Consider the following 20,485-nt stretch of genomic DNA (forward strand, 5'->3'; position numbering starts at 1 on the left):
TTTGCGTGACCGAGACCCCGACACCCCGCCGGCTTCCCACCGGACTTCCCGCCCGCCGCGCCGCCCTGGACCTGCTGGCCGCCGCCCTGTCCCGCCGCGCGGGCCTGGAGGACGATCAGGCCGCCGCCGGGCTGGCCGGACTGGAGCCCCGCGACCGGGCCTTCGCCCGGATCCTGGCCCTGACGGCCCTGCGACGGCTGGGTCCCCTGGACCGGGCCCTTGAGGCGCGGATCCCCCGTCCGCCGCCGGAGGTGGTGCGCCACATCCTGAGGCTGGGGGCGGTGCAGGCCCTGGTCCTGGGCGCCCCGCCGCACGCCGCGGTGAGCGCCAGCGTGGACCTCGCCGAGTCCCTGCCCGCGGCGCGCCGGTTCAAGGGCCTGGTCAACGCCGTGCTGCGGGGCCTGCTGCGGGAGCCGCCGAACCTGTCCGACCCCGAGGCCCTGGCGCCCGGCTGGCTGCTGGCCCGCTGGAGCGCCGCCTGGGGCCGCACCACCGCCCTGGAGATCGCCGCCGTGATCGCCGGCGAGCCCGACACCGACCTGACCTTCCGGGGTGAACCCGGCCCCCTGGCGGAGGCCCTGGAACTGGTCCCCGTCGCCGCCGATACCTGGCGCACCCCCAGGCGCGGCGAGGTGGCCGGCTGGGAGGGTTTCGAGGCCGGCCGCTGGTGGGTGCAGGACGCCAGCGCGGCGGTCCCGGCGCGCCTCCTGAGGCCCAGGCCCGGCCTGTCCGTCCTGGACATGTGCGCCGCCCCAGGGGGCAAGACCCTGCAGCTGGCGGCGGGCGGCGCGGAGGTCACGGCCCTGGACCGATCCCCGGCCCGCCTGCGCAAGGTGCGGGAAAACCTGGAGCGGACCGGCCTGGCGGCCGAGATCGTCGCCGCGGACGCCGCCGCCTGGGAGGACGCCCGGGACTTCGAGGCCGTCCTCCTGGATGCGCCCTGCAGCGCCACGGGGACCTTCCGCCGGAACCCCGACGTCCTGTGGGCCGTGAAGCCCGGCGACATCGCCGCCCTCGCCGCCACCCAGGCCCGGCTGATGGACGCCGCCGCCCGGCGGGTCCGGACCGGCGGCCGGCTGGTCTACTGCGTCTGCTCGCTGGAGCCCGAGGAAGGCGAGGGGCAGGTGGCGGGATTCCTGAAGCGGCACGCCGACTTCGCCCTGGATCCGATCGCCCCCGGAGAGGGCGGCGCGCCGGCCGAGAGCCGGCTGGAGGACGGGACGCTCCGCATCCTGCCGACCCATCGCCCCGGGGGAACGGACGGCTTCTTCATCGCCCGGTTCGCCCGCCGGCTGAACCGCCGCGCCCGCCGGGACTTGGCGCAGGCGGCGGGGGCCGCTAAGTCCGAAGCATGAGCCCGCGCCCGATCATCGCCCCCTCGCTCCTCGCCGCCGACTTCGCCCGGCTGGGCGAGGAGGTCCGCGCCGTCCAGGCCGCCGGCGCCGACTGGCTGCACATCGACGTGATGGACGGCCATTTCGTGCCGAACATCACCCTTGGCCCGGACATCGTCCGGGCCCTGAAGCCGCACGCGACCGTCCCCATGGACGTGCACCTGATGATCGCCCCGGTGGACCCCTACCTGGAGGCCTTCGTCGAGGCGGGCGCCGACATCGTCAGCGTCCATCCGGAGAGCGGGCCGCACCTGAACCGGACCCTGAAGCGCATCCGCCAGCTGGGCGCCCGGGCCGGGGTGGTCTTCAACCCCTCGACCTCGCCCTCGGTGATCGAGTGGATGATGGACGAGGTGGACCTGATCCTCGTCATGTCCATCAACCCGGGCTTTGGCGGCCAGACCTTCATGCATTCCCAGCTGGCCAAGATCGAGGCCCTGAGGCGGATGATCGACGCCAGCGGACGGGACATCGTGCTGGAGGTTGACGGCGGCGTGACCGCCGACACCGCCCGGCTGTGCGTGGACGCCGGCGCCACCGCCCTGGTGGCCGGAACCGCGGTCTTCCGGGGCGGGCCCGACGCCTACGCCGCCAATATCGCCGCCCTTCGCGGCTGACGGCGAAGCCGGCGGGCGGTTTCCGGGAATCGCCGGAAGCGCTAGAAGGTTCGTGTCCTGCGTGACTGGCGAAACAGGTGGTCCACCACCGGGGAGCGCACGGACGTCAATGCGCCGCTCGCCTGGGCCGACCTTCCGAACCGCCACGGAGAGCGCGATGCCTGCCGCCCCTGACTTCCCGCCTGCGCCTGATCGCGTTCCCGTCCGCCGCGCCCTGATCTCGGTCTCGGACAAGACCGGCCTGGTCGAGGCCGCCCGGGCCCTGGCCGAAGGGGGCGTCGAGCTTGTGTCGACGGGCGGCACCCGGGCGGCCATCGCCGCTGCAGGGCTGGCCGTGAAGGACGTCTCGGACCTGACCGGCTTTCCGGAAATGATGGACGGGCGGGTCAAGACCCTGCACCCGGTGGTGCACGGCGGGCTCCTGGGCGTGCGCGACGCCCCGGCCCACGCCGCCGCCATGGCCGAGCACGGGATCGGCGGGATCGACCTCGTCTACGTCAACCTCTACCCCTTCGAGAAGACGGTGGCGGCCGGGGGCGACTTCGCGAGCGCCATCGAGAACATCGACATCGGCGGGCCGGCCATGATCCGGTCTGCCGCCAAGAACCATGGGTATGTGGCGGTCTGCACCGAGGTGGAGGATCTCCAGGCGGTCCTGGCCGAGCTGGCGGCGGGGGGGACGACGAGCCTGGCCCTGCGCAAGACCCTGGCGGCCCGGGCCTATGCCCGCACGGCGGCCTACGATGCAGCCATCTCGACCTGGTTCGCCAGCCAGCTGGGCGAGGCCGCCCCGAAGCGCCGCTCCCTGTCGGGCCGCCTGGCCCAGACCCTCCGCTACGGCGAGAACCCGCACCAGGCCGCCGCCTTCTATGTGGAGGAGGCCCCGCGGACCGGGGTGGCCACCGCCCGCCAGGTTCAGGGCAAGGCCCTGAGCTACAACAACATCGCCGATACCGACGCGGCCATCGAGCTGGTGGCGGAGTTCGACCCCCAGGCCTCCGCGGCGGTGGCGATCATCAAGCACGCCAATCCCTGCGGCGTGGCCCTGGGCGCGGACCTGAAGACCGCCTACGCCCGGGCGCTGCAGTGCGACCCGGTCTCGGCCTTCGGTGGGATCGTGGCTGTGAACCGCCGCCTGGACGCGGCGGCGGCCAGGGAGATCATCAAGATCTTCACCGAGGTGGTTGTGGCCCCCGAGGCCGACGAGGACGCCATCGCCCTGTTCGCCAAGAAGAAGGACCTGCGCCTGCTGCTGACTGGCGGCATGCCCGACCCCCTGGCCCCCGGCGACCTCTTCAAGCAGGTGGCGGGCGGCTTCCTGGTCCAGGGCCGCGACACCTCTCGCCTGACAGCCGCCGACCTGAAGATCGTCACCCGCCGCCAGCCGACCCCGCAGGAGGTGCAGGACATGCTCTTCGCCTTCACCGTGGCCAAGCACGTCAAGTCCAACGCCATTGTCTTCGCCCGGGACGGCCAGACGGCCGGGATCGGGGCCGGCCAGATGAACCGGCGCGACTCCGCCCGGATCGCGGCCCTTCGCGCCGGCGAGGCGGCCGAGCAGGCGGGCCTGCCGGAGAGCCTGGCCAAGGGATCGGCCTGCGCCTCCGAAGCCTTCTTCCCCTTTGCCGACGGCCTGATCCAGGCGGCGGATGCCGGGGCCACGGCGATCATCCAGCCCGGCGGCTCGATCCGCGACGAAGAGGTGATCGCCGCCGCCGACGCCGCCGGCGTGACCATGGCCTTTACGGGCGTGCGGGTCTTCCGGCACTAACCCCCAAGTCATCCGTCTTCCTTCCTCCAGAATACAGGGCCTTCCCATGACCCCGTTCCGCCCCCTCGCCCTGGCCGGCCTGAGCCTGGCCCTCGCTGTCCCCGCCCTTGCCCCCGTCCACGCCGCCGCCGCGTCCAAGGCCCCGGTTTCGGCGTCGCCGGCGGAGCCTGCGGCCTGGACGACCGCGACCCGCCGCCGGCCGGTGAGCTTCGCCGAGACGGCGCCGGGCACATCCGGCGTCCTGGTGATCGCCGCCGGCTCCGTCGCCGAGGCCTCGGAGCGGGCTTCCGCCCTCCTGGCTCCGGAGGCGGGCGCCGGGGTCCGCCGGGCGGTGGAGGCCGCCGGGTTCGACTTCTCCAGCGGCGAAATGCTGGTCCTGCGGGCCTTTGGCGGGCTGGAACAGGTCGTCCTTCTTGGAGTGGGCAAGTCGCCGAAAGGCGCCGGCCTTCAGGGCGCGGGCGAGGCCCTGGGCCGGTCCCTGGCCAAGGTGCGGGCGCCGGTCACCGTGTCAGCCGGAGCGCTCGGCGCCGAGGGCCTCGCCGCCCTGGCCACGGGCTTCGGCATCGGCGAGTACCGGTCGGACCTGCTCAGCTCGGACCGCCCGACCACCTCGCCCGCGACGGTCGTCTTCACCGGCGCCGGGGCTGCCGGAGCCGAGACGATCTACAGGGGTCGCGGTCAGGCGCTGGTCGAGGCGGTGCAGTGGACGCGGGACGTCTCCAACCTGCCCGCCAACCTGATGTATCCGCAGGCCTTCGTGGACAGCGCCCGGGCGGCCTTCGCCGGAATCCCGGGCGTGACGATCGAGGTCCTGGACGAGGTCGCCATGCGGCGGCTGGGCATGGGCGCCCTGACGGGGGTGGGGATGGGCTCGGCCCGCCCGCCCCGTCTCCTGGTCGTCCGTTACCGGGGCGTCGGCGCCCCCGCGGGCGGGCCCCTGGTCCTGGCGGGCAAGGGCATCACCTTCGATAGCGGAGGCATTTCCCTGAAGCCCGGCTCTGGCATGGGCGAAATGAAGATGGACATGTCTGGCGCCGCCTCGGTGACCGGCGCCGTCCTGTCCCTGGCGAAATCCGGCGCACCGGTGAACGTGGCCGCTGTCTCCGCCCTCGCCGAGAACATGCCCGACGGCGCCGCCATCCGGCCGGGCGACGTCCTGACAGCCATGAACGGCAAGACCATCGAGATCATCTCCACCGACGCCGAGGGCCGGCTGGTCCTGGCCGACGCCATGGTCTGGTCCGAGCGCAACCTGAAACCCTCGGCCATCGTCGACCTCGCCACCCTGACCGGCGCCGTCCGGACTGCCCTGGGCGACGACTACGCCGGCCTGTTCGGCCGCGGGGACGCCCTGCTCGACCGCGTGATGGCGGCGGGCGAGCAGACGGGGGAGCGCCTGTGGAAGCTGCCGCTCCACCCCAGCTATGCGAAGGATACGTCCTCGACGATCGCGGACATCAAGAACAGCGGCGAGGGCGGGGCGGGGGCCGGGATCGGCGCCTGGTTCATTGGCGAATTCATCAGCCGGGACACGCCCTGGGCCCACCTCGACATCGCCGGTGTGGCCTACGGTGGCGCGAACGCCGTCAAGCCCGCGGGATCGGCCGGCTTCGGGGTTCGCCTCCTCGATCGCCTCGCCCGGGACTGGGGGCGGTAGCCCCGGCGGATCAGACCGTATCGACCATCACCAGCTCGGCGTCGTCCAGGGCGGTGATCCTCAGGCGAGGCTCATCGGTGATGGCCGCCCCGTCCCGGGCGCCGACCCTGACGCCATTCACCTCCACCGCGCCACGGGCCGGCACCAGGTAGGCCCTGCGGCCTGGCCCGAGATCATAGTCCAGGGTCTCGCCGGACCGCACGGTTGCGCCGAGCACACGGCCTGGCGTGCGGATCGGCAGGGCCTCCTCATCGCCCGGAAGCCCTGAGGCCAGGGGCACGAAGCGACCGGCGCGGTCATCCTTGGGGAAGGGACGGGCGCCCCAGGACGGCGCGCCGCCGGCGCGGGCCGGCAGGATCCAGATCTGGAAGAGGCGCGTGACGCCGGGCTCGAGATTGTATTCGGCGTGACGGATGCCCGACCCGGCGCTCATGACCTGGACATCCCCGGCCTCGGTGCGCCCCTGGTTGCCCAGGCTGTCCTGGTGGCTGATGGCGCCCTCCAGGACATAGGTGATGATCTCCATGTCCTGGTGCGGATGGGGCGGGAAGCCGGTGTTCGGCTGTATGGCGTCGTCGTTCCAGACCCGCAGGGCGCCCCAGTTCATGCGGGCCGGGTCCTGGTATCCTGAAAACGAGAAGTGATGCCGGGCGTTCAGCCAGCCGTGGTCGGCGCCGCCGAGGGTGTCGAAGGGACGAAGGTCGATCATGGGTGGCTTCCATCGACGGGGTCTTGGAGGGCCGGAAGATAGGGATTGAGACGGCCGAATGGAAATGGCGGGGCGGAAGATTTCCCGAGGGGCCGGGCTGGACGCCCGCCGCCGGGCCGGGTCATGGTGGGCGGCCCGACGCCGAGAGTCCCGAATGCCCCCCCGGGTCCCGCCTGCACCCGGCCTACCTGGCCGCCGGCCTGATCTTCGCCGTCCTGCTGGTCAGCGCCGGCTTGCGCTCGACCCCCGGCGTCCTGATGCTGCCGCTGGAAGAGGCGTTCGGCTGGAGCCGCTCCACCGTCTCCTTCGCCGCCGGGGTGGGGATCCTGTTCTACGGCCTGACGGGTCCCTTCGCCGCCGCCCTGATGCAGGGCCTGGGCGTTCGCCGGGTCGTGCTGGGCGCCCTGGCCCTGATGGCCGCAGCCACCCTGGCCTCGACCCTGATGCGCGAGCCCTGGCAGTACGTGGCGACCTGGGGCGTCGCAGCGGGAATCGGCTCGGGAGCCCTGGCCATGACCCTGGCGGCCACCGTGGTGAACCGGTGGTTCGTCGCGAGGCGGAGCCTGATGATGGGCCTGCTCACGGCGGCGACGGCCACGGGCAACCTGATCTTCCTGCCTGTCCTGGCCCTGCTGGCCGAGGACGGGGGCTGGCGGCGGGCGGCGGCGGCCACCGGGCTGGTCGCCCTGGCCCTGATCCCCCTGGTCTGGCGGTTCCTGCCGGAGCGGCCCTCAGACCGGGGCCTTGCACCCCTGGGCGCACCCGATGGCCATGTGGAGCCTACGGCGCCGGCGGGAAGCGTCCTGTCGCTGGCCTTTGGCGCGCTCTTCCGCGCGGCGCGGACCCGCACCTTCTGGCTGCTCTTCACCGGCTTCTTCATCTGCGGCCTGACCACGAACGGACTGGTCGGGACCCACCTGATCGCCCTGTGCGCCGACCAGGGCATGGCCCAGGTCCAGGCCGCGGGCCTGCTGGCCATGATGGGCGTCTTCGACCTGGCCGGCACGACGGCCTCGGGCTGGCTGACGGACCGCTACGACCCGCGCCGGCTGCTGGCCATCTACTACACCTTGAGGGGGCTCGCCCTGGTCGCCCTGCCCTTCTCGGATTTCTCCCTGATGGCCCTGGGCCTCTTCGCGGTCTTCTTCGGCCTGGACTGGATCGCCACCGTACCCCCCACCGCGCGGCTGGCCACCGAGGCTTTCGGCCTGCGGGAGGGACCCATCGTCTTCGGCTGGATCGCCGCCGGCCACCAGGCGGGTGCGGCCACGGCGGCCATCACGGCGGGGATGATGCGCGCCGCCCAGGGCCGCTACCTGGAGGCCTTTGTCCTGGCCGGCCTGACCGCCCTGATCGCGGCGGCGGCCTCGCTGATGATCCGCCGGAGCGTCGTGGCGGCGGCGTCCTAGAAGGGCCGGGGCTTGACGCCGTTGGCGGCGAAGTGGGCCAGCATCCGGTCCCAGGCGTCCCGGGCGGCGACCGGATCGTAGCTGGTGCGGTAGTCGGCGTGGAAGCCGTGCTGGCTTTCCGGATAGATCACGATCTGGCTGCCGGTCTTGCGGGCGGCGACCAGGGCGCTGCGCATGGCCTCGACGTCGGAGAGGGGGATGCCCTGGTCCTTGCCCGCATACAGACCGATCACCGGGGCGCGGAGCTGGGCGACGCCGGGGAGGGGCCAGGGCCGGTTCGGCTCGCCCAGGAACTCGCCAGGCTTGGGCGCGGTCAGGCGACCGTACCAGGCGGCTCCGGCGCGGAAATCGGGAAGGCGCTGGCAGGCCAGCCAGACGATGGCGCCGCCCCAGCAGAAACCGGTGACCGCCATACGGGACTTGTCGACGAAGGGCTGGGCCTTGAGGAACCGCAAGGTTCCCGACAGGTCGTTGAAGATCTGCTTGTCCGGGGCCGCGCTGACGATGCGGCGGATCTGGTTGAAGTCGTTGGTCTTGGAGGGGTCCCCGGCGCGGACGAAGAGGTCGGGGGCGATGGCCACGTAGCCGAGGCGCGCGAGGCGGCGGCAGACGTCGCGGATGTACTCGTGGACGCCGAAGACCTCGGAGATGACCAGGACGGCGGGGAAGCGGCCGCGGGCGTCGGGGCGCGCCATGTAGGCGGGCGCCATCCGATCGCCGACGTCGACCTCGACGTCGCCGGCGACCAGACCCGTGGAGGGCGTCGAGATGGCCTGGGCCTCCGCCGAATAGGCGTAGAGCGCGTAGCCGCCCAGGGCGGCCAGGGCCAGCCGGCGACGGGTCAGGGCGAGATCATCGGGATGATTGCCCTCAGGACGGGTCAGGGTCTTCATGGTCAGCGCCTCCCTCGCCGGTCACCGCCGGCCCGGGCTCATTTGGCGATCCGGAAAGCCGCTGTCAAAGCCTGAGCCCTGCAGAAACCACAGGCATCTTTCCGCCGGGCCCCGCCGGGGGCATATGCGGCGTGTGATGAAGCGTACGACCATGATCCCCGGCGCCGTTCGCCGCCTGACCGAGGGTGAGACCGACCTGGCGGCCGGGGTTTTCGGCCGCGCCCTGGATGCGCGCCGGGTGCGTATCGCCGCCCTGCCGGTCTGGCGCCGCGCCTTCGTGGCCGGTCCCGCCCTGGTGGCCTGGCCGGCGCGGACCGCCCTGAAGGACTTCAGCGTCGCGCCCCTCGCCCTGCAGGCCGTCCTGGTCCACGAACTGGTGCATGTCTGGCAGGCCCAGACAGGGGTGAACCTGCTGGCCGCCAAGCTGAGGGCGGGGGACGGGCCCGCCGCCTATCGCTACGATCCGGCGGCCGGGACCGGGTTCTCCAGCCTCAACATCGAGCAGCAGGCGATGGTGGTCCAGCACGCCTTCCTGGCCTCGCGGGAGGGTCCGTCGCCCCATTCTGCGGAAACCTACGCCATCCTTCTGGCTGGCGCGCCGTTCGGAGAGGGTCTAAAGCCCTTCACCGCATAGGGACTTTGCCCTTGCAGTGCGGCCGTTCCGCACCATATCGCACGGCGACGGCGGTGTTCCCAGAACGTCCGCCGGCGACCCTGAACTGTTCAAGGGGGCCGCAGGAACGAGGAGTGCTTGGCGACGAGGCTCCTCAGGCGCGGCCCGCCAACTCGGAGCGTTTGAGACTCATCATGAGCAAGATCATCGGTATCGACCTCGGGACCACCAATTCCTGCGTCGCGATCATGGACGGCAAGACGCCGAAGGTGATCGAGAATGCGGAAGGCGTCCGCACCACCCCCTCAGTCGTGGCCTTCCTCGAGGACGGCGAGCGCCTCGTCGGCCAGCCGGCCAAACGCCAGGCCGTGACCAATCCCACCAACACCCTCTTCGCCATCAAGCGTCTGATCGGACGGAACTACAACGATCCGCTGGTGGAGAAGGACAAGGGCATGGTGCCCTACGACATCGTCAAGGGCCCGACCGGCGACGCCTGGGTCAAGGCCCATGACAAGGACTATTCCCCCCAGCAGGTTTCGGCCTTCATCCTCCAGAAGATGAAGGAAGCCGCCGAGCAGCACCTCGGCGAGAAGGTCGACAAGGCCGTCATCACCGTGCCGGCCTACTTCAACGACGCCCAGCGCCAGGCCACCAAGGACGCCGGCAAGATCGCCGGCCTTGAGGTCCTGCGGATCATCAACGAGCCCACCGCTGCGGCCCTGGCCTATGGCCTGGAGAAGAACGACGGCAAGAAGATCGTCGTCTATGACCTGGGCGGCGGCACCTTCGACGTCTCGGTCCTGGAGATCGGCGACGGCGTCTTCGAGGTGAAGGCGACCAACGGCGACACCTTCCTGGGCGGCGAGGACTTCGACCTGCGCGTGGTCGACTTCCTGGCCGAGGACTTCAAGAAGGAAACCGGCGTCGACCTGCGGAACGACAAACTGGCCCTGCAGCGCCTGAAGGAAGAGGGCGAGAAGGCGAAGAAGGAACTGTCCTTCACCGCCCAGTACGAGGTGAACCTCCCCTTCATCTCGATGAACGCCTCCGGGCCCCTGCACCTGAACATCAAGCTGACGCGGGCCAAGCTCGAGGCCCTGGTCGACGACCTGGTCTCCAAGACCCTCGGCCCCTGCGAGCAGGCCCTCAAGGACGCCGGCCTGAAGAAGACCGACATCGACGAGGTGATCCTGGTCGGCGGCATGACCCGCATGCCCAAGGTGGTCGAGACGGTGAAGGCCTTCTTCGGCCGCGAGCCGCACACCGGCGTGAACCCCGACGAGGTGGTGGCCCTGGGGGCCGCCATCCAGGCCGGGGTCCTGCAGGGCGACGTCAAGGACGTCCTCCTGCTGGACGTCACCCCCCTGACCCTGGGCATCGAGACCCTGGGCGGCGTTTTCACGCCGCTGATCGAGCGCAACACGACCATCCCGACCAAGCGCTCCCAGACCTTCTCGACCGCCGACGACAACCAGTCGGCGGTGACCATCCGGGTCTTCCAGGGCGAACGCCCCATGGCGGCGGACAACAAGATGCTGGGCCAGTTCGACCTGGTCGGCATCCCGCCCGCGCCGCGCGGCGTGCCCCAGGTGGAGGTGACCTTCGACATCGACGCCAACGGCATCGTCAATGTCTCGGCCCGCGACAAGGCGACGAGCAAGGAACAGTCGATCCGGATCCAGGCCAATGGCGGCCTCTCGGACGCCGACATCGACGCCATGGTGCGCGAGGCCGAGGCCAACAAGGCCGGGGACGAGAAGCGCAAGGCCGTGGTCGAGGCCCGCAACCAGGCCGAAGCCCTGATCCACTCCACGGAGAAGGCCCTGGGCGAGCATGGCGACAAGGTGGGCGAGGCCGAGAAGTCGGCCATCACCTCGGCCATCGAGGACCTGAAGTCGGTGCTGGAGGGCGACGACCCCGACGCCATCTCCTCCCGCACCCAGACCCTGGCCCAGGCTTCGATGAAGCTCGGTGAAGCGATGTACGCGGCCCAGCAGTCCGGGGACGGCGACGCCGCCCGGGGCGACGCGGCCGACGACGTCGTGGACGCCGAGTTCGAGGAAGTCACCGACGACGGCAAGAAGGCCTGAACCTGACCGGGACCCGGCCCCGCCCCGAGAAGAGGCGGGGCCGGCGTCCTTTCGGAAAGATGCATCGGAACGCCTGACGCCTCATGCGCGACTACTATGAAATCCTGGGCGTCGCCCGTGGCAGCGACGAGGCCGCCCTCAAGGCGGCCTTCCGCAAGCTGGCCATGGAACACCATCCCGACCGCAACGGCGGCTCGGAGGAGTCCGCTTCCCGGTTCAAGGAGATCAACGAGGCCTATTCGGTCCTGTCCGATCCCAAGAAGCGCGCGGCCTACGACCAGTTCGGACACGCCGGGGTGAACGGCGGCCAGGGCGGCGGCGGCGGTCCGGGCTTTGCGGACATCAACGACATCTTCTCGGAAGTCTTCGGCTCGGCCTTCGGCGACATGTTCGGCGGCGGCCAGAGGCGCAGTGGCCCGGCCCGGGGCCAGGATCTCCGCTACGACCTTGAGATCACCCTCGAGCAGGCCTACGCCGGCTCCGAGGTCGAGATCACGGCGGCCACCGCCATGACCTGCGAGGCCTGCGAGGGCGGCGGGGCCAAGCCCGGGACCAGCCCCGTCACCTGCCCGACCTGCGGCGGCGCCGGCAGGGTCAGGGCCTCCCAGGGCTTCTTCGCCATCGAGCGCACCTGCCCCCGCTGTGGCGGTGAGGGGCGAACCATCAGCGATCCCTGCACCACCTGCCGCGGCCATGGCCAGGTGCGGCGCAACCGCACCCTCCAGGTCCGGATTCCAGCCGGCGTGGACGACGGCGCCCGCATCCGCCTTTCCGGCGAGGGCGACGCAGGCGCCCGGGGCGGCCCCCGGGGCGACCTCTACATCTTCGTCTCCGTCCGGCCCCACGACCTCTTCGAGCGCGACGGCCTGGACCTGCACTGCACCGTGCCCGTGCCCATGACCACCGCCGTACCCGGCGGCGAGATCGAGGCGCCCTGCCTCTCGGATGGCTCGCCGGATGATGCGGAGAACAACCGCCTCACGGTGAAGGTGCCGGAGGGCGCCCAGACCGGCCGCACCGTCCGGATCCGTGGTCGCGGCATGCCTTCCCTGCGCAGCCGTGAACGCGGCGACCTGGTGGTCGAGCTCTTCGTCGAGACGCCGACCCGGCTCAACGCCCGCCAGAAGGCGCTGATGCAGGAGTTCGCCGACCTCTGCGGCGACCAGCAGCACCCGGAGTCCAGCGGCTTCCTGAACAAGGCCAGGAAGTTCTGGGAAGACGTCACCGGCGGCTGACGGCGGGCCCTGTCCCGATCTCCTGAAGGATGCGGCGTCGAAGCCCTTGACCCCTCACCCGGCTCCGCCGGGAGCTCCCCCTTGGGGGAGCAATTGCGGAGTCATTCCTCCCCCCAGGGGGAGGTGGCGCGCGCAGCGGGCCGGAGGGGGTCTCCAGAGCCGCCGTTGCCCCACTCACCCGGCTCCGCCGCGAGCTCGCCCTTGGGGGGCAATCTGCGCAGCGCGCACCCTTGGGAGTCCGACGCCTCAACGATCTGGATGCGCTTGATTTCGGTTCGTCCTAAGGTTTCCACCGCCCCGGACAGGTCCGGGACCAGGAGGAAATCATGCGATCCACTACATCCAGGTTCGCCGCCGCCGGCTTGGCCGCCATCCTGCTTGCAGGATCGCTGCCCGCCGACGCTGCACCCGCCGCCCGCACCCTCCCCGGCGGTGACGCCGGCAGCCGCGTCCCTGGGTATCCGGACGTGATGGCCGAATACATCCAGCTGCCGGGCGGCAAGGCGCCCGGGACCCCGGCCAGCCTGAACACCGCCAGCTTCCTGCGGGTCCGACCCGCCGCTGACGGCGCCCGGCCGGGACCGGCCAACGCCGTGATCGTCGGCCTGCCGGGCTTCTCCTCGACGCCGCCGCACTGGCTCTTCCTGGCCAGCCAGATGGTCTCGCGGGCCTCGAAGGAATCGTGCGGGAACCAGCCCTGCCGGGTGGAGGTCTGGGTGCTGCAGCGCCGGGGCGCGAATCTGGCGGAAACGGAGGCCCTCACGGAGGCCCGGCGCAAGGGCGACCCGGCCCTGGCCCTGAACCACTATCTGGGCGCCGACTCCATCGGGCCGAACGGCCAGGTGGGATCGCCGACCGCCTCGGCGAAGTGGAAGCCCCTGACCCAGACGGACCTCGCCTTCATGGCGGACTGGGGCTTCGAGACCTACGCCGCCGACGTCGACGCCATGATCGGCCGCATCCGCGAACGCTCGGGCGCCCGCAACATCTTCCTGGCCGGGCACAGCCAGGGCGGCGGCTTCGTGGCCAACTACGCGGCGCGGAAGCGCCCGGACGGACGGCGCGGAGTGGAAGGCCTGGCGGGCCTGATCTTCCTGGACGGCGGCCCCTCGGCGGGTGTGCAGCCCGAGCCGACCGCGGCGGAGCTGGACGCCTATTTCACCCGGGTCTCGGCCCTGCGCAGCGGCAAGGACCGGGTCTACACGGACGCCAACGGCCTGCTGGGCGCCATCGCCGGCCCGGCCTCGGCCGCCAGCCAGTCGGTGACCGGCGTCTATTACGCCCTGTCCGATCCCTCGGCGGAGGCCATCTTTCCCCTTCGGGTCGCCGGCATGGCCCCCGCCCCCGGGGACGACTTCCTCAAGACTGCACGGATGACCTGGCTCGCCCGGGCCGGCGCGAGCTTCGATACCGACCCGGTTCCCGGCGGCGGGGTCCAGATGCAGATTCTCCAGTTCCTGGGCCAGGGCCTCGGACGGCTGGACTTCACCCCCATGCCGGGGACCGAGGACCGCTGCGACCGCACCCCGCCCCCGCCGGCGGCCGGCCCCATGCGCGCCCTCGCGCCCCCGCCCAAGTGCGTCCCCTCGGGCGCCATGGCGGACCCCGGGCGGGTGCACGGCTGGATCGAGCCTGGCGGCGCCTCCGGCCCGAAGGAGGCCGGACGGGCGGAGCTTTGGATGAACGCCCAGGCCTTCGCCCCCACGCGGTCCAACATCCGGCCGGTGACCGTGAGCTTCGCCGAGTCCGGTAGGCGCCGGATCGACGCCTCTGACATGGTCGCCTCCAACTGGTACCCCTCCGAGCGTTGGGATTTCGACGCCGGCTTCGTCGGCCGCTACAAGACCCTCAAGGTCGACCGCGACGGCGTGAAGCTGGACGTCGACAAGGCCGCCATCGCCGGCGTTCCGGTCTATGTCGCCCGGCAGGGCTTCACCCAGGGCGTCTCGGGCAACCCCTTCCCGGGGGTGAAGGACTACACCGAGGTCAACAAGACCGGCACATGGCAGACGCCGGAGGCCAAGGCGATCAGCCCGCTCGACCCGGCGATCAACGCCGCCATCTACTTCCACACGGACTTCGTGGGCGCCGACGACTCCCGGGCTGGCCAGGCCCGCCCGGGCGAGCCCGGCGTCTCGGCCGTGTCCGGCACCCTCGTCGACTGGGTCCTGAAGCGGGCGAAGGGCCTGGCGGATACGCCCTCGCCCGCCGCCCTCGGGGTGCGGGCCCGGTACTGAGCGCCGTGGCGGCCCGGGAGGTGAGGCCGCCGCCCCGTCGCGGGTGACGGCGTCGCAGCCGGCGGCTAGTTTACCCGCCGAGATGAACGCTCCCGTCCCGCCCCAGGTCGATTCGGCCGGCGCCACGCCGGTCATGGCCCAGTTCTTCGAGGCCAAGGCGCGGCAGCCCGACGCCCTTGTCTTCTTCCGCATGGGCGACTTCTACGAACTCTTCTTCGACGACGCCCGACAGGCGGCGGCGGCCCTCGGCATCGCCCTGACCGCCCGCGGCCAGCACGCGGGCGAGCCCATCCCCATGTGCGGCGTGCCGGTCCATGCAGCGGAGGCCTATCTCTCCAAGCTGATCCGGTCCGGCTTCAAGGTGGCGGTCTGCGAGCAGATGGAGGACCCGGCGGAGGCGCGCAAGCGCGGGTCGAAGTCGATCGTTCGCCGCGACATCGTGCGGGTGGTCACCCCGGGAACCCTGACCGAGGACGGCCTCCTGGACGCCCGGGGCGCCAACCGGCTGGCGGCCGTGGCGGTGCGGGCCGGCGCCGCCGCCATCGCCAGCGTCGAACTGTCCACGGGCGAGGTGGAGGTATGGGCGCCCGGCAAGTCAGCCCTCGCCTCGGCCCTGGCGGCCCTGGGCCCCTCGGAGATCCTTGTGCCGGACCGGCTGTTTGCCGACGAGGCGGTGAGCGCCGCCCTCAAGGCGGCTGGCGGCCGGGTCCAGCCCCTGCCCTCGGCCCTGGGCGAACCGGGCGCCGCCGAGGCCCGGCTGAAGCGTCTTTACGGGGTCGAGACCCTGGACGGGTTCGGCGCACTGTCCGGCGCCGAGGTCTCGGCCCTGGGCCTGATCGCCGCCCACCTGGAGACCACCCAGGCCGGCCGCACCCCATCCCTCGCCCCGCCCCGGCGGGCCGGGGAGGCCGACGTCATGGCGATCGACCCGGCCACCCGCGCCAGCCTGGAGATCGAGCGCAGCCTTTCGGGCGCACGGGAGGGCTCGCTCCTGGCCGCCGTGGACCGGACGGTGACGGCGCCGGGCGCACGGCTGCTGGCGGCGCGCCTCGCCCGCCCCCTGTTGGACCCGGAACGGATCGAGGCCCGGCTGGACGCCGTCGACTGGCTGCTTGCGCGGCGGGACCTGCGTCGCCGGTTGCGCGAAACCCTCAAGGGACAGGGCGACATGGCCCGGGCCCTGTCGCGGCTGGCCCTCGGCCGGGGCGGTCCCCGGGACCTGGGCGGACTGCGCGACGGCCTGGCGGCGGGCGGCGCCCTGCGCGCCCTGTTCGAGGCCGCCGAAGGCCCCCTGGAGGCGACTCCGCCAGCCGAGCTGGCGGAAAGCCTGGCCGCCCTCGACCTCGGCCGGCGACCGGAACTGGCCGACCTGCACGCCAGCCTCTCCGCCGGCCTCGGACCCGACCTGCCCCTTCAGGCGCGGGACGGCGGCTTTGTCGCCCCGGGCGTCCGGCCCGAGCTGGACGAGGCGCGCCGGCTGCGGGACGACAGCCGCCGGGTCATCCTGTCCCTTGAGGCTGAACTGGCGGCGCAGAGCGGCGTCGCCCTCAAGATCCGGCACAATGGGGTGCTGGGCTACTTCATCGAGGCCACGGCCAAAGCGGCCGAGCCCCTGCTGCGTCCGCCCCTGAACGCCACCTTCATCCACCGCCAGACCCTGGCCAACCAGATGCGGTTCACGACCGTGGCCCTGGCCGAGCTGGATGCGCGGATCGCCCAGGCGGGCGAGCGGGCCCTGGCCATCGAGATGGCCGCCTTCGAGGCCTGGCGGGACCTGGTCTGCGCAGCCGCAGATCCCCTGCGGGAGGCCGCGGCGGCCTGCGCCCGCCTGGACGTAGCCGCCGCCCTTGCTGAATGGGCCGAAGAGGCCGGGGCTGTCCGGCCCGAGCTGGACCGCAGCACCGCCTTCGAGGCCGAGGGCGCCCGCCATCCGGTGGTCGAGGCGGCGGTGCGTCGCTCTGGCGGCGCCTTCACGCCCAATGACTGCCGGCTTGACGGCCAGGCCGTGACGGCCCCGCGGCTGGCCATCGTCACCGGCCCGAACATGGCGGGCAAGTCGACCTTCCTGCGCCAGAACGCCCTGCTGGCGGTCCTCGCCCAGGCCGGTTGCCCGGTGCCCGCCCGACGCCTGAAGCTGGGCGTGGTCGACCGCCTGTTCAGCCGTGTGGGGGCGGGCGACGACCTGGCCCGGGGCCGTTCGACCTTCATGGCGGAGATGGTCGAGACCGCCGCCATCCTGACCCAGGCGACCCCGCGCTCCCTGGTGATCCTGGATGAGATCGGGCGCGGCACGGCGACCTGGGACGGCCTGGCCATCGCCTGGGCCTGCGCAGAGGCCCTGCATGGGACCAACCGGTGCCGGGGCCTCTTCGCCACCCATTACCACGAGCTGGCCGAGCTTGAGCGACGCCTGCAGGGCGTGGCCAACCTGTCCCTCCGGGCCCGGGAATGGAACGGGGAGCTGGTCTTCCTGCACGAGGCCGGCCCGGGTCCTGCGGACAGGTCCTACGGAGTCCAGGTCGCCCGGCTGGCGGGCGTGCCCCCGACGGTTGTGGCCCGGGCCCAGGAGGTCCTGGAGCGGCTGGAGCGGGAGGCCGGCGCCCCGGCCCAGCTGGGCGACCTGCCCCTGTTCGCATCCCCCGCACCTGGATTGGCGAAGGCCGCGGGTCCCTCCCCGGTGGACGAGGCCCTGGCGGACATGGACCCGGACGGCATGAGCCCCCGTGAGGCCTTGGAGGCCCTCTACCGCCTGAAGGGCCTTTCCCGGGAGGCCTAGCGTGCGGCGCCAGCCGGGGCGCCGTTGACCCCCTCAGTCAGCTTCGCTGACAGCTCGCCCTTTGGGGCAGCCCTGAAGGTGGATTCCTACCTTGAAGGAAGGACCTAGAACCATCCCTTGCGGCGGAACCAGAGCAGGGGCGCGACGCCGCTGACCACCATCAGGCCGAGGGCCAGGGGATAACCCCAGGGCCAGGTCAGTTCGGGCATGACCTCGAAGTTCATGCCGTAGATGGCGCCGATCAGGGTGGGCGGCATCAGGAGGACGGTGAAGACCGAGAAGGTCTTGATGCCGATATTCTGCTCGATGTTGATCAGGCCGAGGGCTGCATCGAGCAGGAAGGCGATGTGGGCCGACTGGGCGGCGGCGTGCTCGGTCAGGGACACGATGTCCTGCTGGACCGAGACCAGGTGGGCCTGGGCAGAGGGCTTGCCGGCGATCTCAGGGGCGAGGGCGGCGAAGCTGGCCAGGCGGGCGAGGCTGGCCAGGCTTGTGCGGGCCAGGGCCGCCAGGGACTGGGTCCGGGCGAGGCTGGTCAACAGGGGCTCGAAGGCGGCGCCCCGCGGCCGGTCGAAGATGGCGTTGGACGAGGCCTGGACCCGCTCCGATCCCCGCTCGAGGACCTCCGCCAGCCGCTCGATGACGGCGTCCAGGAGATCCAGGAAAAGGTCGGCGCCGGACGCTTCGGCGTAGTCTGGCCCGGTTACCCGCTGGGAAAAGGCGGTGAAGGCCCGGAGTGGCTCGTAGCGGAGGGTCACCAGCCGGCCATTGGCGAGGACAAAGGTCACCGGCGTCAGTACGGGATGCTCTTCATCGGCCCGGCTCAGGAGGCTGGCGGTCATGAAGGTCGCCCCGCCCTCCATGTAGAGCCGGCTGGAAGGCTCGATCTGGGCCATCTCGCGGGAGGTCGGCAGGTCCAGGCGCAGGGCGCTCTCGATCACAGCCTCTTCATGCCGGTCGGGGCTGATGAGCTCGATCCAGATGATGTCGTCCGGCGCCTGCCACTCCGGGGGCAGGTCCAGGGCGTGCACGGCCCGGAAGCTGCGGGTCTCGCGCGGGAGGAAATTGAGCATGCGCGGGTCGGCCGGGCCTGCGCCCTAGCGCGGCGGCGGCGGAGCGGTCACGGACTGGATGAGCGCGGCGATCCGGTCGCCGGCGTCAGCTGCCTGACCAAGGATCGAGAGCGGGGTCGCGCCCGGACGGACGGTGGAGGCCACCTGGCTGGCCGCGCTCTGGGCCACGGTGAGGGCGGCGCTCTGGGCGGCGTTGAACTGGCTGGAGGCCATCCGCACGGCCTGGGCGTCGGGGTAGATGAAGCCGTAGGTCGGATAGGTGCTGGAACCGATGTCGCGGACCGGGTCGTACCAGACCTTCACCCGGGACCAGTCGCCGGCGGGGGAGACATCGATCACGGTAACGTCGCGCTCGATCTGGCCGCGGGTCCCGCCGATACGGGACCAGTTGGCGTGGGTGATCTGGATGACCCGGTCGGTGAGGACCTGGCTGACCACGGCCACGTGGCCGAGGGTCATGGCGCCGGATGGCTTGAAGCAGAGGACCGAGCCCGCCCGGGGCGAGAAACCGGTCTCGTAGCGACCCGTGGCCTGGCGCCACCAGGTGTGGGCGTCGCCGAAGATCTGGATGCCGGACACCAGGCGGGCGAAGGGCACGCACTGCCAGTAACGGTCGGCGACGGCGCTGGAGAGCGGCGCGAAAGCCACAATCCCGGCGACGAACGCCCCGACGGCGATGTGCATGGCGCGCCTGAACATCAAGCCTCTGCCTCCAACAATCCGTGACTGCACATAACCGCTCGGGCGGCGCTCGGCAAGTCCGGCGGACGAAACGCCGTGATGCTCTCGGGGCTTACTGAGAGACGAAACAAGGGGAGGCTTGGAAATTGAGAAATGTAAATTTCCTAATGGGTCAAATTAAAATCACGTCTAACCCCTGTTTTCCTCAACGCATCTGATGCTGAATTCAATTTTCGTTGAACCCGAACCAAAGTAGACACTCATTCACTGTTTCGGGAGGGATGAATTCACGCTGGCAGGCACAATGGAGCCATCGATCTTGGCGCCCCTTCAACGGCCCGGAGGCCGACCGGACGCTTTCCCTCCGCCCCGGCCATCGACCCCTGCTCCGGTTCCCGGCGCCTGAAAGCGGGCGCCGGACGCCGGGTTTCCGGGCATATCGGGGATGGATTACGGCCGGCGTCCCAGGCTTTTTGCGACTCATGCTCTGGCTTTCGCCGGATCGCCGCCTAAATCTCGCCCCATGGACGCCATACTCCCCCTTCTGACCGACCCCGCCGCCTGGGCGGCCCTTATCACCCTGATCGCGATGGAGGTGGTGCTTGGCATCGACAACCTCATCTTCATCTCGATCCTTTCGAACAAGCTGCCGGAAGGGCAACGGGAGCGCGCGCGGCGACTGGGCATCACCCTGGCCCTCGTCATGCGCCTCGGCCTGCTCTCGACCCTGGCCTGGCTTGTGCACCTGACCGACCCGGTCCTCTCGCTTGGGGGCTCGATCGGCCCCCTCGACATGACCTTCTCCTGGCGAGACCTGATCCTCATCGCGGGCGGCGCCTTCCTGCTCTGGAAGGCGTCCAAGGAAATCGCCAGCATGTTGAACCCGAAGGCGAGCGGACATGAGACCGACAAGGTCGCCCTGGTTGCCGCCAACTTCGGGGCGGTGATCTTCCAGATCATCCTGATCGACATGGTCTTCTCGGTGGACTCGATCCTGACCGCGGTGGGCATGACCGATCACCTGCCCATCATGATCGTCGCCGTGATCATCACCGTGGCCATCATGCTGGTGGCGGCCGATCCCCTGGCCAACTTCATCAACAAGAACCCGGGCGTGGTCATGCTGGCCCTGGGCTTCCTGCTGATGATCGGCCTGGTCCTGGTGGCCGACGGCTTCGGGATCGATATCCCGAAGGGCTACATCTACACGGCCATGGCCTTCTCTGTGGGGGTCGAGGTCCTCAATATCCTGGCCAGACGCGCCAAGGCGAAACTGGGGCTCCAGGCGGATCACTGACCCGCCGGCGCCGGGGCCTCCCGCGGGAGG

General features: G+C 71.3%; 15 protein-coding genes and 1 riboswitch. Of the genes, 11 read left to right on the forward strand and 4 right to left on the reverse strand.

The window, feature by feature from the left end; translation table 11 throughout:
* Positions 1-5 precede the first annotated feature (5 nt).
* From HYN04_RS11780 to HYN04_RS11795, 4 genes are all read left to right on the forward strand, one after another.
* Positions 6-1,355, forward strand: coding sequence for an RsmB/NOP family class I SAM-dependent RNA methyltransferase (locus HYN04_RS11780; protein WP_110450932.1), 1,350 nt, complete (start codon positions 6-8; stop codon positions 1,353-1,355).
* The gene (gene rpe, locus HYN04_RS11785) at positions 1,352-2,011 is read left to right on the forward strand and encodes a ribulose-phosphate 3-epimerase (RefSeq protein WP_110450933.1); all 660 of its coding nucleotides are present in this window, start codon (positions 1,352-1,354) and stop codon (positions 2,009-2,011) included. Before HYN04_RS11780 ends, rpe begins: the two co-directional genes overlap by 4 nt.
* Before the next feature lie 51 nt (positions 2,012-2,062).
* Positions 2,063-2,146: riboswitch (ZMP/ZTP riboswitch) on the forward strand.
* A gap of 22 nt (positions 2,147-2,168) precedes the next feature.
* The gene (gene purH, locus HYN04_RS11790; protein ID WP_110450934.1) at positions 2,169-3,782 is read left to right on the forward strand and encodes a bifunctional phosphoribosylaminoimidazolecarboxamide formyltransferase/IMP cyclohydrolase; all 1,614 of its coding nucleotides are present in this window, start codon (positions 2,169-2,171) and stop codon (positions 3,780-3,782) included.
* A gap of 46 nt (positions 3,783-3,828) precedes the next feature.
* A complete protein-coding gene (locus tag HYN04_RS11795; RefSeq protein WP_110450935.1) occupies positions 3,829-5,439 on the forward strand; it encodes a leucyl aminopeptidase family protein in 1,611 nt (536 codons plus the stop codon).
* Between the two features lie 10 nt (positions 5,440-5,449).
* Here the strand turns inward: HYN04_RS11795 and HYN04_RS11800 are convergent, their stop codons facing one another.
* A complete protein-coding gene (locus tag HYN04_RS11800) occupies positions 5,450-6,148 on the reverse strand; it encodes a pirin family protein (protein WP_110450936.1) in 699 nt (232 codons plus the stop codon).
* Between the two features lie 2 nt (positions 6,149-6,150).
* Here HYN04_RS11800 and HYN04_RS11805 point away from each other — a divergent pair, with 2 nt between their 5' ends.
* Positions 6,151-7,557, forward strand: coding sequence for an MFS transporter (locus HYN04_RS11805; protein WP_241962621.1), 1,407 nt, complete (start codon positions 6,151-6,153; stop codon positions 7,555-7,557).
* Here the strand turns inward: HYN04_RS11805 and HYN04_RS11810 are convergent.
* Complete coding sequence (locus tag HYN04_RS11810) at positions 7,554-8,450, reverse strand: dienelactone hydrolase family protein (RefSeq protein WP_110450937.1); 897 nt, start codon at positions 8,448-8,450, stop codon at positions 7,554-7,556. The genes HYN04_RS11805 and HYN04_RS11810 overlap by 4 nt on opposite strands.
* Before the next feature lie 136 nt (positions 8,451-8,586).
* On the opposite strand from HYN04_RS11810, the gene HYN04_RS11815 reads away from it, so the two are divergent.
* From HYN04_RS11815 to mutS, 5 genes are all read left to right on the forward strand, one after another.
* Entirely contained in the window at positions 8,587-9,084 is a 498-nt protein-coding gene (locus HYN04_RS11815) for a hypothetical protein (protein WP_241962622.1), read from the forward strand.
* Positions 9,085-9,257: 173 nt separating this feature from the next.
* On the forward strand, positions 9,258-11,156 hold the full coding sequence (gene dnaK / locus HYN04_RS11820; protein WP_110450939.1) for a molecular chaperone DnaK: 1,899 nt from the start codon (positions 9,258-9,260) through the stop codon (positions 11,154-11,156).
* Between the two features lie 83 nt (positions 11,157-11,239).
* Positions 11,240-12,391 carry a molecular chaperone DnaJ gene (dnaJ, locus tag HYN04_RS11825; protein WP_110450940.1) on the forward strand — a complete coding sequence of 384 codons (1,152 nt, stop codon included), beginning with the start codon at positions 11,240-11,242 and terminating at the stop codon, positions 12,389-12,391.
* A gap of 326 nt (positions 12,392-12,717) precedes the next feature.
* Positions 12,718-14,628 (forward strand): alpha/beta fold hydrolase, encoded by a 1,911-nt coding sequence (locus HYN04_RS11830; RefSeq protein ID WP_110450941.1) that lies wholly within the window; start codon positions 12,718-12,720, stop codon positions 14,626-14,628.
* Between the two features lie 82 nt (positions 14,629-14,710).
* Positions 14,711-17,404, forward strand: a complete 2,694-nt coding sequence (mutS, locus tag HYN04_RS11835; RefSeq protein WP_110450942.1) for a DNA mismatch repair protein MutS — start codon at positions 14,711-14,713, stop codon at positions 17,402-17,404.
* A 104-nt stretch (positions 17,405-17,508) separates the two neighbouring features.
* On the opposite strand, the gene HYN04_RS11840 is transcribed toward mutS, so the two are convergent.
* Together HYN04_RS11840 and HYN04_RS11845 are read right to left on the reverse strand one after the other, a co-directional pair.
* Positions 17,509-18,477: a magnesium transporter CorA family protein gene (locus HYN04_RS11840; RefSeq protein ID WP_110450943.1), complete on the reverse strand. Its 969-nt coding sequence runs from the start codon at positions 18,475-18,477 to the stop codon at positions 17,509-17,511.
* Positions 18,478-18,501: 24 nt separating this feature from the next.
* Positions 18,502-19,176, reverse strand: a complete 675-nt coding sequence (locus HYN04_RS11845; protein ID WP_110450944.1) for a CHAP domain-containing protein — start codon at positions 19,174-19,176, stop codon at positions 18,502-18,504.
* A gap of 505 nt (positions 19,177-19,681) precedes the next feature.
* Between HYN04_RS11845 and HYN04_RS11850 the strand changes: the two genes are divergently transcribed.
* Positions 19,682-20,455, forward strand: a complete 774-nt coding sequence (locus tag HYN04_RS11850; protein ID WP_110450945.1) for a TerC family protein — start codon at positions 19,682-19,684, stop codon at positions 20,453-20,455.
* The last annotated feature ends 30 nt before the right edge of the window (positions 20,456-20,485 follow it).

Origin of the sequence: Phenylobacterium parvum, assembly GCF_003150835.1 — a bacterium.
Taxonomy (GTDB): Bacteria; Pseudomonadota; Alphaproteobacteria; order Caulobacterales; family Caulobacteraceae; genus Phenylobacterium; species Phenylobacterium parvum.

Bases quoted from the DNA above. Each gene is read 5' to 3' on its own strand.
- HYN04_RS11840 (WP_110450943.1), bottom strand. From the start codon at position 18,477: ATGCTCAATTTCCTCCCGCGCGAGACCCGCAGCTTCCGGGCCGTGCAC.
- HYN04_RS11850 (WP_110450945.1), top strand. From the start codon at position 19,682: ATGGACGCCATACTCCCCCTTCTGACCGACCCCGCCGCCTGGGCGGCC.
- dnaK (WP_110450939.1), top strand. From the start codon at position 9,258: ATGAGCAAGATCATCGGTATCGACCTCGGGACCACCAATTCCTGCGTC.
- dnaJ (WP_110450940.1), top strand. From the start codon at position 11,240: ATGCGCGACTACTATGAAATCCTGGGCGTCGCCCGTGGCAGCGACGAG.
- HYN04_RS11830 (WP_110450941.1), top strand. From the start codon at position 12,718: ATGCGATCCACTACATCCAGGTTCGCCGCCGCCGGCTTGGCCGCCATC.
- HYN04_RS11800 (WP_110450936.1), bottom strand. From the start codon at position 6,148: ATGATCGACCTTCGTCCCTTCGACACCCTCGGCGGCGCCGACCACGGC.
- mutS (WP_110450942.1), top strand. From the start codon at position 14,711: ATGAACGCTCCCGTCCCGCCCCAGGTCGATTCGGCCGGCGCCACGCCG.
- HYN04_RS11810 (WP_110450937.1), bottom strand. From the start codon at position 8,450: ATGAAGACCCTGACCCGTCCTGAGGGCAATCATCCCGATGATCTCGCC.
- HYN04_RS11795 (WP_110450935.1), top strand. From the start codon at position 3,829: ATGACCCCGTTCCGCCCCCTCGCCCTGGCCGGCCTGAGCCTGGCCCTC.
- purH (WP_110450934.1), top strand. From the start codon at position 2,169: ATGCCTGCCGCCCCTGACTTCCCGCCTGCGCCTGATCGCGTTCCCGTC.
- HYN04_RS11845 (WP_110450944.1), bottom strand. From the start codon at position 19,176: ATGTTCAGGCGCGCCATGCACATCGCCGTCGGGGCGTTCGTCGCCGGG.
- rpe (WP_110450933.1), top strand. From the start codon at position 1,352: ATGAGCCCGCGCCCGATCATCGCCCCCTCGCTCCTCGCCGCCGACTTC.
- HYN04_RS11815 (WP_241962622.1), top strand. From the start codon at position 8,587: ATGAAGCGTACGACCATGATCCCCGGCGCCGTTCGCCGCCTGACCGAG.